The sequence below is a fragment of the Streptomyces sp. genome (assembly GCF_019510245.1).
Taxonomy (GTDB): Bacteria; Actinomycetota; Actinomycetes; order Streptomycetales; family Streptomycetaceae; genus Streptomyces.
The window spans coordinates 1-15,768 of record NZ_JAEKKT010000204.1 but is presented as its reverse complement, the minus strand read 5'-3'; the positions used below and the strand labels follow the sequence as shown (position 1 = coordinate 15,768).

Annotated in this window: 17 protein-coding genes; 5 read left to right on the top strand and 12 right to left on the bottom strand. The window is 71.6% G+C overall.

The genetic code is table 11. From position 1 onward, the window contains the following. Positions 1-84 precede the first annotated feature (84 nt). Positions 85-1,527, top strand: coding sequence for a zinc-dependent metalloprotease (locus JF597_RS41155; protein WP_294008758.1), 1,443 nt, complete (start codon positions 85-87; stop codon positions 1,525-1,527). Further along, the gene (locus JF597_RS41150; protein ID WP_294008756.1) at positions 1,524-2,045 is read left to right on the top strand and encodes an NUDIX hydrolase; all 522 of its coding nucleotides are present in this window, start codon (positions 1,524-1,526) and stop codon (positions 2,043-2,045) included. The genes JF597_RS41155 and JF597_RS41150 overlap by 4 nt, the downstream gene beginning before the upstream one ends. 83 nt (positions 2,046-2,128) lie before the next feature. On the opposite strand, the gene JF597_RS41145 is transcribed toward JF597_RS41150, so the two are convergent. The 4 genes from JF597_RS41145 to JF597_RS41130 all read right to left on the bottom strand — a co-directional run bounded on the left by JF597_RS41145 (position 2,129) and on the right by JF597_RS41130 (position 5,986). Then, entirely contained in the window at positions 2,129-2,884 is a 756-nt protein-coding gene (locus JF597_RS41145; RefSeq protein ID WP_294008754.1) for an AIM24 family protein, read from the bottom strand. A 17-nt stretch (positions 2,885-2,901) separates the two neighbouring features. Continuing rightward, entirely contained in the window at positions 2,902-3,582 is a 681-nt protein-coding gene (locus JF597_RS41140; RefSeq protein WP_123974282.1) for an AIM24 family protein, read from the bottom strand. An 11-nt stretch (positions 3,583-3,593) separates the two neighbouring features. Further along, complete coding sequence (locus JF597_RS41135) at positions 3,594-5,252, bottom strand: TerD family protein (protein WP_294008750.1); 1,659 nt, start codon at positions 5,250-5,252, stop codon at positions 3,594-3,596. A 137-nt stretch (positions 5,253-5,389) separates the two neighbouring features. After that, positions 5,390-5,986: a M48 family metallopeptidase gene (locus JF597_RS41130; protein WP_294008748.1), complete on the bottom strand. Its 597-nt coding sequence runs from the start codon at positions 5,984-5,986 to the stop codon at positions 5,390-5,392. Positions 5,987-6,212: 226 nt separating this feature from the next. Between JF597_RS41130 and JF597_RS41125 the strand changes: the two genes are divergently transcribed. Beyond that, positions 6,213-7,418, top strand: a complete 1,206-nt coding sequence (locus JF597_RS41125; protein ID WP_294008746.1) for a TOMM precursor leader peptide-binding protein — start codon at positions 6,213-6,215, stop codon at positions 7,416-7,418. After that, the gene (locus JF597_RS41120) at positions 7,411-8,781 is read left to right on the top strand and encodes an AarF/ABC1/UbiB kinase family protein (protein ID WP_294008744.1); all 1,371 of its coding nucleotides are present in this window, start codon (positions 7,411-7,413) and stop codon (positions 8,779-8,781) included. Before JF597_RS41125 ends, JF597_RS41120 begins: the two co-directional genes overlap by 8 nt. 9 nt (positions 8,782-8,790) lie before the next feature. Here the strand turns inward: JF597_RS41120 and JF597_RS41115 are convergent, their stop codons facing one another. The 5 genes from JF597_RS41115 to JF597_RS41095 form a co-directional block, all read right to left on the bottom strand. Next, the gene (locus JF597_RS41115) at positions 8,791-9,003 is read right to left on the bottom strand and encodes a hypothetical protein (RefSeq protein WP_294008742.1); all 213 of its coding nucleotides are present in this window, start codon (positions 9,001-9,003) and stop codon (positions 8,791-8,793) included. Between the two features lie 136 nt (positions 9,004-9,139). Continuing rightward, positions 9,140-9,466 carry a hypothetical protein gene (locus JF597_RS41110; protein ID WP_294008740.1) on the bottom strand — a complete coding sequence of 109 codons (327 nt, stop codon included), beginning with the start codon at positions 9,464-9,466 and terminating at the stop codon, positions 9,140-9,142. Beyond that, positions 9,463-9,831, bottom strand: a complete 369-nt coding sequence (locus JF597_RS41105; RefSeq protein WP_010984500.1) for a WhiB family transcriptional regulator — start codon at positions 9,829-9,831, stop codon at positions 9,463-9,465. Before JF597_RS41105 ends, JF597_RS41110 begins: the two co-directional genes overlap by 4 nt. A gap of 172 nt (positions 9,832-10,003) precedes the next feature. Next, complete coding sequence (locus JF597_RS41100) at positions 10,004-10,324, bottom strand: hypothetical protein (RefSeq protein WP_294008731.1); 321 nt, start codon at positions 10,322-10,324, stop codon at positions 10,004-10,006. A 164-nt stretch (positions 10,325-10,488) separates the two neighbouring features. Next, positions 10,489-12,684, bottom strand: a complete 2,196-nt coding sequence (locus JF597_RS41095) for an ATP-dependent DNA helicase UvrD2 (RefSeq protein WP_294008729.1) — start codon at positions 12,682-12,684, stop codon at positions 10,489-10,491. 176 nt (positions 12,685-12,860) lie between these two features. Here JF597_RS41095 and JF597_RS41090 point away from each other — a divergent pair, with 176 nt between their 5' ends. Then, on the top strand, positions 12,861-13,103 hold the full coding sequence (locus JF597_RS41090; protein ID WP_093499206.1) for a mycoredoxin: 243 nt from the start codon (positions 12,861-12,863) through the stop codon (positions 13,101-13,103). Between the two features lie 63 nt (positions 13,104-13,166). On the opposite strand, the gene JF597_RS41085 is transcribed toward JF597_RS41090, so the two are convergent. From JF597_RS41085 to JF597_RS41075, 3 genes are all read right to left on the bottom strand, one after another. Continuing rightward, entirely contained in the window at positions 13,167-13,769 is a 603-nt protein-coding gene (locus tag JF597_RS41085; protein WP_294008725.1) for a class I SAM-dependent methyltransferase, read from the bottom strand. Between the two features lie 10 nt (positions 13,770-13,779). After that, positions 13,780-14,724: an NAD(+) diphosphatase gene (gene nudC, locus JF597_RS41080; protein WP_294008723.1), complete on the bottom strand. Its 945-nt coding sequence runs from the start codon at positions 14,722-14,724 to the stop codon at positions 13,780-13,782. 150 nt (positions 14,725-14,874) lie between these two features. Beyond that, positions 14,875-15,768 (bottom strand): M20/M25/M40 family metallo-hydrolase (locus tag JF597_RS41075; protein ID WP_294008721.1); only part of this gene is annotated, 894 nt, incomplete at its 5' end.

Genomic DNA, 15,768 nt, shown 5'->3' with positions numbered 1-15,768 from the left:
GGGCCGGGGTGTCTACGCTGGGTGGTGTTGTCGGGCAGCCGCGCCGCCGGAGAGAACCGGTGGCCTTACCAGCCGAGGATTCCCGTGAGTGACACCCCATTCGGTTTCGGCCTTCCGCCGGAGGAGCCGGAGGACGGCGACGAGGGCAAGAAGAAGGACCAGCAGAGCGGTGGTGGGCAGGGACCGGCCAACCCGTTCGGTTTCGGCACGCCCGGAGCCGGCGGCTTCGGCGGCCCCGGCGCCGACAATCCGTTCGCTGCCATGTTCGGTTCGCTGAACCCCACCGACCTGGGCGCGGCCTTCCAGCAGCTGGGCCAGATGCTCTCGTACGAGGGCGGCCCGGTGAACTGGGACATGGCCAAGCAGATCGCCCGCCAGACGGTCTCCCAGGGCACCTCGGACGGCGTCAAGGACGCGAGCGTCGGTCCCGCCGAGCGCACCGCGGTCCAGGAGGCCGTCCGGCTGGCCGACCTGTGGCTGGACGACGCGACGTCGCTGCCGTCGGGTTCCGGTTCGGCCGTGGCGTGGTCGCGTGCGGAGTGGGTCGAGGCGACGCTGCCGGCCTGGCAGGAGCTGGTCGACCCGGTCGCCGAGCGGGTCGGCGCCGCGATGGGCGACGTCCTGCCGGAGGAGATGCAGGCCATGGCGGGCCCGCTGATCGGCATGATGCGCTCGATGGGCGGCGCCATGTTCGGCACCCAGATCGGGCAGGCCGTGGGCGTGCTCGCGGGCGAGGTCGTCGGTTCGACCGACATCGGCCTGCCGCTGAGCCCGGCCGGCAAGGCCGCGCTGCTGCCGGTGAACATCGAGGCGTTCGGCAAGGACCTCGGTGTGCCGAAGGAGGAGGTGCGGCTGTATCTCGCACTGCGCGAGGCGGCCCACCAGCGCCTGTTCTCGCACGTGCCGTGGCTGCGCTCGCACCTGTTCGGCGCGGTCGACGGGTACGCGCGCGGCATCAAGGTCGACACGGCCAAGCTGGAGGACGTGGTCGGCCAGTTCGACCCGCAGAACCCCGAGCAGCTCCAGGACGCGCTCCAGCAGGGCATGTTCCAGCCCGAGGACACGCCCGAGCAGAAGGCCGCCCTGGCCCGTCTGGAGACGGCTCTGGCGCTCGTCGAGGGCTGGGTGGACGCGGTGGTCCACGCGGCCGCGAAGCCGCGCCTGTCGTCCGCCGACGCGCTGCGCGAGACCCTGCGCCGACGCCGGGCCACGGGCGGCCCCGCCGAGCAGACCTTCGCCACCCTGATCGGCCTGGAGCTGCGTCCGCGCCGGCTGCGCGACGCCTCCCGCCTGTGGGCCTCGCTCACGGACGCGCGCGGTGTCGACGGCCGGGACGCGCTGTGGGCGCACCCGGACATGCTGCCGACGGCGTCCGACCTGGACGACCCGGACGGCTTCGTGCACCGCGAGCAGCTGGACTTCTCCGAGCTGGACAAGATGCTCGGCGAGGCCGCGCAGAAGCCCGACCTGCGCAAGCAGGACGACCAGGGGCAGGACGAGCAGGACAAGGGCGACGACCCCGAGTGAGCCTGTACGACGAGGCGGTCCTCGTCCTCAAGGGGTACGAGGGCCAGGACGAGCTGCGCCAGGAGTATCTGGACCACCTCGCGGCACACCCGGACGGCATGTGGAAGGCGTGTCACGCCGGCCATGTCACGGCGAGCGCGCTGATCGTCGACCCCGAGCACGGACGGGTGCTGCTGACCCTGCACAGGAAGCTGCGGATGTGGCTGCAGATGGGCGGCCACTGCGAGCCGGGCGACGCCACCCTGGCGGCGGCGGCGCTGCGGGAGGCGACCGAGGAGTCCGGAATCCCCGGGCTCACGCTGCTGCCGGGCGGCCCGGTCCGCCTGGACCGGCATCCGATCCCGGCACCGTGCCACTGGCACTTCGACGTCCAGTACGCGGCCCTCGCCCCGCGGGGCGCCACCCACGCGATCAGCGACGAGTCCCTCGACCTGCGCTGGTTCGCCTACGACGAGGTGCCGGAGGTCGCCGACGGCTCGGTCGTGCGGCTGCTGGAAGGCACCCGCGCGCGACTCTGAACCGGGATTTCAGAGCCGTTGACCCATGTGTAAGGGGCGCCCGCCACGGCGGGCGCCCCTTACTTTGCGGGCCTTCGTGCCCCTCAGCTCCAGACGTTGCCCTGGTTCATCCCGCGCGCGCCCTGCTGGCCCATGCCGAACTGGGCGGCGAGGCCCTGGCCGATCTGGGCGTGCTGCGGCGGCAGCAGTTCACTCGGCTGGACCAACGCGAAGCCACTTCCCATGAAGCTCAGCTCCCAGCCCTCCCCGGTGCTGCCGCGGCGCCGCCACACGCCCGAGGAATGCGTCTGGGCCTGCATCTGGACGCGCAGCCCGGTGGACCAGGCGACGATCGCGTCCGCGTCGCAGTTCACGTACTTGTCGGGCGTGACCTGCATCAGCAGCGGCGCGCCCGAGGTCATCAGGGCCACCTGGCCGCGTCCGGTGATGTTGAGCTGGTACTTCCCGGACCCGGAGATGCCGTAGAGGCTGTCGACGGCGACGACCTCGTGGTGCAGCGAGGAGTCCATGGCGAGGACGTAGCCGCTGTCCACGGTCAGGCCGTCCTGCTCCACGTCCAGGACGTGGATGTGCTGGGCGAGGTTGGCGAAGTAGACCGTGCCCTGCCCGTGGCAGCGCATCAGGTCCAGGCCCTCGCCGGTGTACGCACGCGCGCGTGCCTGGTTGTGCCCCTGGTACTCGGCGTCGAACTCGACGAGCCCCTGGTAGGCGACCATGGTGCCCTTGCGGGCGAGGATGTCGTCGTGGCCCTCCAGGACGACGCGCAGCATCTGCTTGTTCTGCAGGCTGTAGCGGTCCCGGGCCTGGGAGTCGTTGAAGGCGAAAAGCGGGCTCTGCATGGTTTCCTGACTCCCCCTCAGCCCCGGAACCGGAGGCGGTCGGTGCTGTCCTCGCTGGGCTGGACGACGACGATGCCCTGGCCGGAGAAGGCCATCTGGTAGGCCTCGCCGCTGCCCCGGCCGATCAGCGACTGCGCCTTGAAGCTGCGCTTGCCCTTCACCTTGAGGTTCGGGGACCAGGCGACCAGCGCGTCCGGGTCGACGTACGTCTCGTCCTCGCCGCCGCCGCAGTCGACGACGATCGGCTTGCCCCGGGAGGTCAGCGCGACCCAGCCCTGCCCGGAGATCTTGGTGTTCCACAGGCCCTGACCGGCGAACTTCGCGAGCCCCTTGACCCGCTCCACGCCCCACGTCAGGTGCGCGTCGAAGGCGAGCAGGTTGGTGGCGTTGACGGAGATGCCGTCGCCGTCGAGGTTGATGACGACGACGTTCGCGCCGTAGTCGGCGAGGTAGAGCAGGCCGTCGCCGGAGCACTTCATCAGGGGCGCGCCTTCACCGGTCATCCAGTCCCGGGCGATCTGGCGCACGGCCGGCGGGTTGGGCTCGTACTGGACGAAGCCCTCGTAGGCGACCATCGACCCCACGCGCGCGAGGAGGTCGTTGCCGGTCTGCATGGCGACCTTGAGCATGTGGTCGCCGTGGTTCTCCATACGGGCGGTGACGGGTGCGGGGGCGTAGCCCGCGAGCGGCTGGTTCATGACGGGCTCCCTCAGACCTCGTACGGCTGGACGACGATGAAGTTGCCGGGCGCGCCCCGGAACTGCAGGTTGACGCTCTCCCCGGTGTCGCCCGGATAGGCGTTGCGGCGCATCCGGACCTGGCTGGAGACGATCACCTGGGAGGCCGCCGACCAGGCCACGATCGCGTTGCAGTCGGCGAAGGTCGTCGGCGTCACGGGCAGCACGACGGGCGTGCCGTGCGTCTTGACGACGATGGTGCCGGTGCCCTGGAACTGCATCGTGAACAGCGCGCCGCCGGGGATGCCGTGCCCCTCGATGCGGCGGACCTCGTACTGGAGGCTCTCGTCGAAGGCGAGGACGCTCTCGGCGGAGACGCAGATCGCGTCGCCCTGGAGCTCGATCGGGTGCAGATGGGCGGAGTTCTCGGCGAAGAACACCTGGCCGTTGCCGGTGCAGCGCATCAGCTGCATCTCCTGGCCGGTGGCGTTGCCCACGATCCGGCCGGCGAACCCGGCGCCCTTGTAGCTGAAGTCGACCTTGCCCTGGTAGAGCACCATGCTGCCCTGCCGGGCCAGCACCGGCTGCCCGCCCATCCCGAGGTCGGCGCGGATGAGCTTGCTGTTCTGCGGGGTCCAGCGCTGCCCGGTGGGCGTCTCCTTGAACTTCTGGAGCGCGGCACCGACACCGGCACCGCCCTGGGGAGCACCCTGCGGGACCGCGTAGGCCTGCTGCCCGGGGACCTGGCCGAACTGCGGCTGCTGACCGTAGCCCGGGGGCGGGGTCGGGGCCTGGGGCGCCTGCGGGTATCCGGGCGGCGGGCCCGGCGTCTGCGGGAGCGCCAGGGGCTGGCCGTAGCCGGGCGGGGCGGGCGGCTGTCCGTAGGGCGCGGGCGCCGGGGACGGGGGCGGCACCGTGCCGGGCGCCGGCGGGGTCAACGGGGCGATGACGGTGGGCGCGTGGTGCACGTTCGAAGCCGGCACCGGACCGGGGGCCGGCGGCGGGGTGAAGCCCTGGGGCGCGGGCGCGGGCGCGGGAGCCGGTGCGGGCGGCGGGGCGGGCGCGGACGACGGTGCGGAGGGAACCCCGAACGCGGGCGGCGCGAAGCCGGATGCGGACCCGGTCTGCGGCTGCTGCGGTTCCGGCGCGGCGGGCGCCTCCTCCTCCACCACCTCGCCGCCGAAGTTCTTCAGCAGCGCCTCCAGACCACCGTCGAAACCCTGGCCGACGGCGGCGAAGCGCCACACGTCCTTGAGGTAGAAGTCGCCGAGCATGACGGCGCGCTCGGTGGAGAACTCCGAGCCGTTGAAGGAGTACCGGGCCACCTCCTCGCCGCCCGCGACGATCCGGATGTATCCGGGGGCGACCTGCGACATCTGCCCGGCACCGTCGATGGTCGCCGTGAACGCCAGCTTCTGGATCTGCGGCGGGACCCGGTCCAGCGTGACCCGGAAGGACTCCGTGTCGCCCGCCTGGCCGCCGAGCAACTGGATGGACTCCTCGGGCGACTTCGGCTGGTTGAAGAAGACGAAGTAGCGGTCGTCCGACAGCCGTTCGTCGGCGTCGAGGCCGAAGCAGCTGATGTCGAAGGTCAGCCCGGGGCCGGAGATCTGCACGCCTACGTACAGATCCGTGCCGGCCGTGAGGTCACTGATCCTGGCCTTGTGGCCGCGTTGGAATTCCCTGGCCATGCGTTACGACCGTCCCCCATCCCGAATGTGAGTGCGTCGCGCCAGGCTAACGGCTAACTCGGACATCGGAAGAAGTCGGTACAGACCCGGTACACAACCGCGCTCAGCGGACCCGAAGAAAGCGCTGCCGGGGCGTGTCACTCGTCGCGCGCGCCGGGCACCTGGGGCAGCCGGTCGGCCGCGACCACCCCTTCGAGGTAGCCGCGGGCGCGCTCGGTGCGCGGATACGCCTCCAGCAGCCGCCAGAACCGGGGGCCGTGACCCGGCACCAGCAGGTGCGCCAGTTCGTGGCAGAGCACGTAGTCGACGACGTACTCGGGCATGCCCTGGAGCCGGTGCGAGAGGCGGATGCTGCCTTCGGAAGGGGTGCACGAGCCCCAGCGGGTGTTCTGGTTGGTGACCCAGCGCACCGAGGCGGGGCGGGCCCGGCCGCCGAAGTACTGGGCCGAAAGCCGCTCGGCGCGCTCGGACAGCTCGGTGTCGCCCAGGAGTCGCTTGCTCTCCTGGGCAGCGAGTTTGTTGAGCATGACGGTCACCCAGCGTTTCTCCTCCGCCTCGGACATCCGGGCGGGGATCAGCACGACGGTGCGATCGCCCTCGCGGTACGCAGAAACGGTCCGGCGGCGCCGGGCGCTCCTGCGAACCTCGATCGCGCTCGCCCCCAGGCCGCTGGGCGGCTGGCTCGTCGTGCTGCGCTGTGGCTTTCCGGCGCGGTGCAGTGGGTCGGCGGGCACGCCCCGACGTTACCCGCTGCACACGGGGGAAGTCCCGGGTCCGGAACGGTTCGGTGCCGATCCCCCACCATGCGTCTGATTTGTACGACGAATACTCACCGCCTGTGGACAACTTTCGGCGCCCGCCGGGCGGCGCGGGCATGCTGGCACTCGTCGGCGGAGCGGGACCGGCTCCACCGGCACACGAAGACGTTCTGTGACCTTTCGAGGGCTACGGGGGCCTGTCATGCATCCGTTGGTGAAGCCCGCGCTGCGGCGCGGCTGGCGCGACCTCAACACCGTGCAGTTCGGGATGACTCCCGCGCACGCGATGACACTGGGGCCGATGGACACGGCGACGGGAAGCTTCCTGGACCTGCTCAACGGCGCCCGGGGGCTTGAGCTGCTGCGCGAGGAGGGGCGCCGCTTGGACCTGCCGGACGGCCATGTCGACGTGCTGGTGGAGCGGCTGTCGCGGGCCGGACTGGTCGACGACGCACAGGGCGGCGGGCCTGCGGCACGGGCGTTGCGTGAGAAGCAGGGGGTGCTGGACCGGCTGCGACCCGATCTCGCCTCGCTCTCCCTGATCACTCCGGAGCCGGGCGGGGCGATCGGCCGGCTGGCGGCCCGGCGGGCGCTGCGGGTGCGGGTGGACGGCGCCGGCCGGGTCGGTGTGACGCTGGCCGCGCTGCTCTCGGGCGCGGGTGTCGGCGAGGTCGACGTGCGCGACGTGGGCCGGGTCCAGCCGTGGGACGTGGCGCCGGGTGGGCTGCCGGCGGAGGCGGTCGGCGAGCGCCGTGCAGAGGCGGCGCGCAGAGTGGTCCGCCGGGCGGCCCCGGACCGCCCGCCGCGCCGCCCGGACCCGGCCGTGGAGGAGCCCGGCCTGGCACTGGTGATCATCGCCCCGCGCGACGACGTCCTGGTGCACGCCCCGGACGCACGCGCCGCCGAGCCGCTCATGGCCTCGGGGACCCCTCATCTCTACACGGGTGTCGTGGAGGGCACGGGTGTGGTCGGCCCCCTCGTGCTGCCCGGCGGGACGGGCTGCGCCCGCTGTCTGCACGAGCACCGCACGGACCGGGATCCGGCCTGGCCGCGCCTGATCGCCCAGTGGCGGTCCGGACAGGCCCGCCGGGTGGGCGCCTGCGATCTGACGCTGGCGGCGGCCGTGGCCGGGCTGGCCGCCGCACACGCCCTGGCCTTCCTCGACGGGGAGTCGCCGGCCGGCACGGGGGCGCGCTGGGAGGCGTCCGTGCCGGTTCTGCACTGGCACGCGCGGCCGGTCTGGCCGCACCCCGCATGCCCGTGCGGAGCGGCGGAGAAAGCTAAGGGGGAACACTCCTCAACCAACGGGGATCCACACGCGACAATGGTGGTGCAACGGCCGTCGGCGGAGCGACGAGAGCACGCGGACGCGGCACGGCCGACTGGGACTTGGAGGGCGCATGTCTGATCTTCCCCGGAAGGCGGTCACCCGGACCGCCAAGCTCGCCGCGCTCCCGCTCGGCTTCGCCGGCCGCGCGACCTGGGGTCTGGGCAAGCGCATCGTGGGCGAGTCCGCGGAGATCGTCGGCCGGGAGCTCCAGCAGCGCACCGCGGAGCAACTGTTCAAGGTCCTCGGGGAGTTGAAGGGCGGGGCGATGAAGTTCGGGCAGGCGCTGTCCGTCTTCGAGTCGGCCCTCCCGGAGGAGGTCGCCGGCCCCTACCGGGCGGCCCTCACCAAACTCCAGGACGCCGCGCCGCCGATGCCGACCCGCACTGTGCACGCGGTGCTCACCGAACGCCTCGGGGCGGACTGGCGGCAGCTGTTCCTGGAGTTCGAGGACAAGCCCTCGGCGGCCGCCTCGATCGGCCAGGTGCACCGGGCGGTGTGGCACGACGGCCGGGTGGTCGCCGTCAAGGTCCAGTACCCGGGGGCCGGCGAGGCCCTCCTCTCCGACCTGGGACAACTGAGCCGCTTCGCACGCCTGTTGGGGCCGCTGATCCCAGGCATGGACATCAAGCCGCTGATCGCGGAGCTGCGCGACCGGGTCTCCGAGGAGCTGGACTACTCCCTGGAGGCACAGGCCCAGGCCGCGCACGCGGAGGAGTTCGAGGGCGATCCCGACGTGGTGGTGCCGGCCGTGGTGCACCAGTGCGACCAGGTGCTGGTCACGGAGTGGATCGACGGGATACCGCTCTCCGAGATCATCTCGGAGGGTACCCAGGAGCAGCGCGACCGGGCCGGTCAGCTCCTGGCCCGCTTCCTGTTCTCGGGTCCGGCCCGCACCGGCCTGCTGCACGCCGACCCGCACCCCGGCAACTTCCGCCTGCTGCCCGGTGCGCCGGAGGACGAGGAGGAGTGGCGGCTGGGCGTGCTGGACTTCGGCACCGTCGACCGTCTCTCCGGCGGTCTGCCCAGCACGATCGGCGACTCTCTGCGGATGACCCTGGACGGTGACGCCGAGGCGGTCTACGAGCTGCTGCGCACGGAAGGGTTCGTCAAGGAGTCCATAGAGCTGGACCCCGACGCCGTCCTTGACTATCTGCTGCCGATCATCGAACCGGCCCAGGTCGACGAGTTCACCTTCACCCGCAACTGGATGCGCAGCCAGGCGGCCCGCATCGCAGACCCCCGCAACCCCGCCCACCAACTGGGCAAGCAGCTCAACCTGCCGCCGGCCTACCTCCTGATACACCGGGTGACCCTGAGCACCATCGGCGTGCTGTGCCAGCTGGGCGCGACGGTGCGGCTGCGGGAGGAACTGGAGGCGTGGCTGCCCGGGTTCGTACCGGAGGACTTCGAAGACGCCGAGGCAGCCGCGGAGGCGAAGTAGAGGCCGGGTTCACCACCAGGAGGAGTCGAGCCTGCCCTCGATCGCTCGGAGGTTGTCCCTGGAACAGGCGTCGCAGAAGAACTGGCGGACGCCGTTCTCCACGGAACAGGTCCAGGTGACGGGCAGGGGGCCGTCGGCCGGGGTGCCGCAGCGGGCGCACACGAGCGGGTGGGGCTCCGTGGCGGAGCCGCCGTGATCACTGCCTCCGGGAAGACTCGTCACCTGGTGACGATAACTCCGCCGCGGGTCGATCAGCGTGCACAACGCACCGCGGGGGCCGGTCCGTTCGGCCGGACCGGCCCCCGCGGGGAGCTTTCGCCTCCCGGGGTCGGGAGGCCACCGCTTCAGGTGTACTGGGTTACTGCATCACGGCGATGGCGAGCGCACGGCGGGCACGCATCGAGGCGCGCTCGGCCCGGCGCTGCATCCGGCGAGCGGTCGCCAGGCGCACGGCCCGGCGTTCCTGCTCGGCCTCGTGCAGTCGCTCGTGCATATGCGCACGAGCCAGAGCTTCTGGGATGAGTTGCATCTCTCGGGTCCTGTTCTGACGCGAGCCGGTGTCGGTACCGGCAGTGGTGAAGTCTGGGGTCGCGGAGCCTGCGGGCTCGCTGGTGGACGGCTTCATAGGGGCCTGCTTCTTGGGATCGTGCGTGAGGGGACGGTCGATCGTTCCGTGGATGTTCATGCCGTGACCGGGTTCTTGCGCGGGCGGCCACGCGGCCGCTTCCGGGCGACGACAACGCCCTGGACGAACAGCTCGCCGCCCCAGACGCCCCAGGGCTCACGCCGCTCCTTGGCCCCGGCGAGGCAGGCCTCGATCAGCGGGCAGGTGCGGCAGAGGGACTTGGCGTACTCGACGTCCGCCGGCGACTCGGCGAAGAAGACCTCCGGGTCGTAGGAGCGGCAGGGGACGGGTACGCCGAGGTTCTCGATGGCGTCGTCGAGCGCGGTGAGCGCGGTGAGCGGGATCAAGGTGGAGTCCTCCGTGAGGCCGGGCGGGGGGATCGTTTCGGAAGGCGGTACGGACGGGGCGTGCGCTTCGAGTTGCACGGCTGTTTTTCCTCGTCTGGTCGTGCCGGTCGGGTTGGACCGGTTGGCGGCTGGTACCGGGTTCTGCTCTTGCCCCGAGGCCCCTTCGGTCCGCCCTCCCCGTTCGGGGAAAACAGAAGGGCCGCGGATCCCGGATGGGGTTCCGCGGCCCTGAAGGCGCCGGCCTGATCGATCAGGCTGGATCACTCCAGGGTTCTGGCCCACGGAAGGCCCACATCAGGTGGTGCTGCGTCGTCTGCTTCCGGCTACCGGCACCGGCCGCCGTAAAGGCATAGGCCTGGGCCTGTGCCGCTACTGCTTCCAGTGCCTTCGTCGGTCGCTCATTGCGCTCACGGACGGGAAGGACCGCGAGAGAAACGGAGGACGCCGGACGCACGGCAGGAATGCCGGACAGACCGGTGCCCAGGTTCGAGACGCCGAGCATGCACACGGAGACGGCCGAGCGATCGGTCATTTTGGCCGCGCTGATGATGCTGGTCTTGATGCTGATCACTGGACTCGCCTCCTCTCGGCGTCTAGGGGACCGGTGTTGAGCCGATCCGCTCGGGTATGCAAGTACAACACGGAACCGGGCCTTCGAGAAGGCCGCCGCTTCCGTGCCTAGAACCTATGGGGATTGCTGGGGCATGCGCAAACTATTTTTCCGACGAGTTCGCATCAGTCCCCCACTTCTTCTCCCTCGACCTCCTGGCCTGCGCAGATGGCCAGAACATCGGCGCCGTAACGATTGAGCTTGCGCATCCCGACACCGGGGATGCGGGCCAGCTCGCGGTCGTCGTCCGGAGCGCTCTCGGCGATGGCCATCAGCGTCCTGTCGGTGAAGACGCAGAACGCGGGCTGGCCGCTGAGCCGGGCCTGGTCGGCACGCCATTCGCGCAGCCGCTCGTAGAGGCCCTCGTCCATGTCGGACGGGCAGCCGTCGCAGCGCATCAGCTTCATCTCGCCGGCGTCCGTCAGCGTGCGTCCGCAGACCCGGCACCGGGCGGGACTGCGCTGGGTGCGCCGGGGCGCGGCCGCGGGACCGCCGGTGAAGCCGCGTTCGACACCTCCGCCACCGGCGCCGCCCGCGCGGCCGACGGTGCCGGTGGAGCCGGGGCGCAGACCGTCCAGGAACCGGCTGGGCCTGCGGCCGGGTCTGCCGCCTGGGGTGCGGGACAGGGACCAGGAGATGTGGAGCCGCTCCCTGGCGCGGGTCACGCCGACGTAGAGGAGACGGCGTTCCTCCTCGATCTGTTCGTCGGTCTTCGCATAGGAGATCGGCACCATGCCCTCGGCGACGCCCACCAGGAAGACGACGTCCCACTCCAGGCCCTTCGCCGAGTGCAGGGAGGCGAGGGTGACGCCCTGGACGGTCGGGGCGTGCTGGGCACCCGCGCGCTCGTCGAGCTCGGCGACGAAGTCGGCGAGGGTGGCGGCGGGCCGGGCCGCGGCGATGTCGTGGGCGAGGTTGACCAGGGCGGCCAGTGACTCCCAGCGCTCCCGGACCGCGCCGGAGCCGGCCGGGGGCTCGGTGGTCCAGCCCTCCCCGGAGAGGACGGCACGTACCTGGGAGGGCAGGTCCACGGTGTCGTCGAGCAGTGCGTCGTTGCCGCCGAAGCGGGCCGCGGCGCGCAGGGCCACACCCGCCTTGCGCACCTCGGGCCGGTCGAAGAACCGCTCGGCACCGCGCAGCTGGTAGGGCACCCCGGCGTCGGCGAGAGCCTGCTCATAGGTTTCGGACTGGGAGTTCGTCCGGAAGAGGACGGCGATCTCGGCGGCCGGGACCCCGGCGTCGACGAGTTCCCGGATGCGGCGGGCGGCGCCCTCGGCCTCGGCGGGCTCGTCGGTGTACTCGGTGTAGACGGGCTCGGGCCCGGCGGGGCGCTGCGAGATCAGCTCCAGACGGTGGTCGGCGGCCCGGCCCCGGGCCTGGGCCAGCAGGCCGTTGGCGAGATGGACGACCTGGGGGGTGGAGCGGTAGTCGCGGACCAGCTTGACCACGGTGGCCCCGGGGTGGCGGGTACGGAAGTCGAGCAGATGGTCGGGGGTTGCTCCGGTGAACGAGTAGATGGTCTGGCTGGCGTCGCCGACGACGCACAGGCTGTCCCGGTCGCCGAGCCACAGCTCCAGCAGCCGCTGCTGGAGCGGGCTGACGTCCTGGTACTCGTCGACGACGAAGTGCTGGTACTGGGCACGGACCTGGTCGGCGATGTCGTGCCGGTCCTGCAGGATGCCGACGGTCAGCAGCAGGACGTCCTCGAAGTCGATGACCGTGCGGTCGCGCTTGAGGTCCTCGTAGACCGAGTAGAGCTGGGCGATCTCGGCGGGATCTCGGGGGACCTCCCGGCCGGCCTTCACGGCCGCAAGGGGGTAGTCGGCGGGGACGGTCTGGGTGACCTTGGACCACTCGATCTCGGCGGTGACGTCCCGCAGCTCGCCGCGGTCGAGGCGGATGCGGCAGGCGGCGGCCGCGTCGGCGACGAGCTGGATCTTGCGGTCGACGAGCCGGGGCAGGGAGCCACCGATCGCTTTCGGCCAGAAGAACTGGAGCTGGCGCAGCGCGGCCGAGTGGAAGGTGCGGGCCTGCACTCCCTGGGCGCCGAGCTGGCGCAGCCGGCCGCGCATCTCCCCGGCGGCGCGGTTGGTGAAGGTGACGGCGAGCACGCTGGACGGCTGGAGGATGCCGGCCCGCACCCCGTAGGCGATCCGGTGGGTGATCGCCCGGGTCTTGCCGGTACCGGCCCCGGCCAGCACACACACCGGACCGTGCAGGGCGGTCGCCACCGCGCGCTGCTCGGGATCGAGCCCTTCGAGCACCGCGTCGGCAGAGTCCGGTACCGGCGGGAAGAGGGAGGAGTGCGTTGCTGCTGTCACATGGCCATGCTGCCAGGTCGCCGGAGACGGCTGTGCCGGTTGTCCACAGGCCGCCCCGCGCGGTCTTACTAATGCGGCAGGCGTCGCCCGGGCCCGTGCTGCGGGAATGGCGGGCGGGTCGCGTACGTTCCTCCCCTGGACGACCTTCCCCGACCTGCCGAAGGAGTGCGAGCGAGATGCAGGGCACTGTGACGATGTACAGCACCACGTGGTGCGGCTACTGCCGCCGGCTGAAGAGCCAGCTGGACCGCGAGGGCATCGCGTACACCGAGATCAACATCGAGCAGGACCCGGAGTCGGCCGCATTCGTGGAGAAGGCGAATGGCGGAAACCAGACGGTCCCCACGGTGCTCTTCGCCGACGGCTCGACGCTGACGAACCCGTCGCTCGCCCAGGTGAAGCAGAAGATCAGCGCGTAGCTCTCCCGGCACTTCGCCGCACGAGGCGGCCCCTGCTTCGTTCCAGGGGCCGCTTTCGCGTGTTCAGACCGGCTTGTCCCACACCAGGGTGTAGCGCCACAGCAGCCGACGCCGGTACCGGCGGCCGGGGAGCAGATGTGCGGTGGCCTGCCGGACCTCTCCCCAGTGCATGGGGGAGTCCTCGACGGGCATCCCCGCCGGGGCCCGCTTACCGCCCCGCACAAGCGCGTTCAACCGGCTCGCGGGGACTCCGCAGCCGCTGATCAACCAGTCCAGTGGGGTGTGGTTGAAGGCCATGCCCACGATGACCAGCCGACCGCCGGGCGCCAACAGATTCACCAGCCGGTCGACGGCGTCGTCGAAGGGGGTGTGGTGGATGACGGCGACCGCGCTGACGAAGTCGTATGTCCCCTCGGTGAGGAGAGCGCCGTCGAGATAGTCGCCCTCCAGGAAGGTGACGTTCGCCGCATCCCTCTTTCCGGCCAGCCTGATCATCTCCGCCGACCGGTCCACGCCGGTCACCGACTCCGCCCTGGTCGCGAGCTTGGCGGCGAGCAGGCCGTCGCCGCAGCCGACGTCCAGGGCGGTGCGGCAGCCGTCCGGCACCGCGCCCAGCACCACGGGGTGGTAGTGGACGTTGTGGTTCCAGTACTCCGCTGCGGTCATGACGGCCGTCTCAGACGAAGCTCCTCGTCGGCAGCGGCTTGCCGTACCACATCTCGATCAGGCGGGCCGCGATGGAGATGCCGTAGGGCGGCAGGACGTCGCCGGAGTCGAAGGCCGCGCCGAGTTCGTCGCGGGAGAACCAGCGGGCCTCGTGGATCTCGTCGCCGTCGACGGTCACCTCGGTCGTGGTGGCGCGCGCCATGAAGCCGAGCATCAGGCTGGACGGGAACGGCCAGGGCTGGCTGGCAACGTACTCGACCGGGCCGACGGTGATCCCGGCCTCCTCGAAGACCTCGCGGCGCACCGCCTGCTCGATGGACTCGCCGGGCTCCACGAAGCCGGCGAGCGTGGAGAAGCGGCCCTCGGGCCAGTGGACCTGGCGGCCGAGCAGGATGCGGTCCTCCTCGTCGGTGACGGCCATGATCACGGCGGGGTCGGTGCGCGGGTAGTGCTCGGCGCCGCAGGCGGGGCAGCGGCGGATGTGGCCGGCGGCGGCGATGACCGTGCGCTCGCCGCAGCGGGAGCAGAAGCGGTGGGTGCGCTGCCAGTTCTCCAGGCCGACCGCGTGCACCATCAGGCCCACGTCGCGGGGGGAGAGCAGCAGTCCGGCCTCGCGCAGGCCGGCGGGGCGGGCGGACTGGTCGATGCGGCCGGGCAGGGCGTCCTTCTGGAGGGCGAAGTAGCTGACGCCGTCCTCGTCGGTGCCCAGGAAGTAGCGGTGCGCCTCGGTGAGGGGGGCCTCGAAGGAGGGCGTCATGACGAGTTCGGTGCGGCCGTCGGGCGTCTCGTCGATGAGGACCTGGCCGCCGGAGACCACGAAGCAGCGGGTGTCGGGGTGGCTCCACGCCGCCGCGAGCCAGGCTTCGTCGAGCCGGTGATGGGCGGCGCGGTCGATGCCGCTCGGGGCGGTGAGCGAGATGGGTCGGTCGGCGGTGTGGTCGGTCCAGGTGGTCACGGGTGCTTCCAACTCCCCCAGTGCAACGGATGTGTCAGCGGGCGGTTCAGCGGGACGAAGGGCGGGAGGAGAACGGGCTGGGGCGGGGCGGGCGGGGCGGCCCTTCCAGTGTGCCCCGCCCACGGTGCCGCTCCGGACGGCGTCGGTGGCTCAGGGGGCATGGCGCCAGTTCTCGGCGAGGTCGCCCCACAGGTAGGCGCTGGTCTCGACGCCCTTGAGGAGGAGGTCCAGCTCGACCTTCTCGTTCGGGGCGTGCCAGCCGTCGGAGGGGACGGAGATGCCCAGGAAGAGGACGGGTACGCCGAGGACGTCCTGGAGGTCCGCGGCGGGGCCCGAGCCACCCGATCGGGTGAACCGGATCGGTCCCTCGAAGGCCCGGCCCATGGCGCGGGCGAGCGATTGGAGGCCGGGGTGGTCGAGCGGGGTCAGGCACGGGCGGGTGGCCGGCAGGAAGGTGATCTCGGCGCGGATCCCGGCGGGGATCCGCTCGGTGGCCCAGGCCCGGACGATCTTCTCGATGTGCTCGGGTTCCTGTCCGGCGACCAGCCGGAACGAAAGCTTCAGCAGGGCCGAGGACGGGATGATCGTCTTGCTGCCGGGGCCCTGGTAGCCGCCGCCGATGCCGTTGACCTCGGCGGTGGGGCGGGCCCAGACGCGCTCCAGGGTGGTGTGTCCGGCCTCGCCCTCGGTGGCGTACGAATGTGCTTCGCGCAGCCAGCTCTCCTCGTCGAACGGCAGCTCGGCCCAGAGCTGCCGTTCGCGGTCGCTGAGCTCGACGATGCCGTCGTAGAAACCGGGGATCGCCACGCGTGCGTGCTCGTCGTGCAGGGCGGCGACCAGGCGGGCCGCGACGGTGGCGGGGTTGGGGACGGCGCCGCCGAAGGCGCCGGAGTGGATGTCCTGGTCGGGGCCGTGCAGGACGATCTGGCACTCGGCGAGCCCGCGCATGCCCGTGCACACGGTCGGGGTGTCCTCGGACCACATGCCGGTGTCGGAGACGATCACGGCGTCGGCGGCGAGCCGCTCGGCGTGCTGCTCGACCAG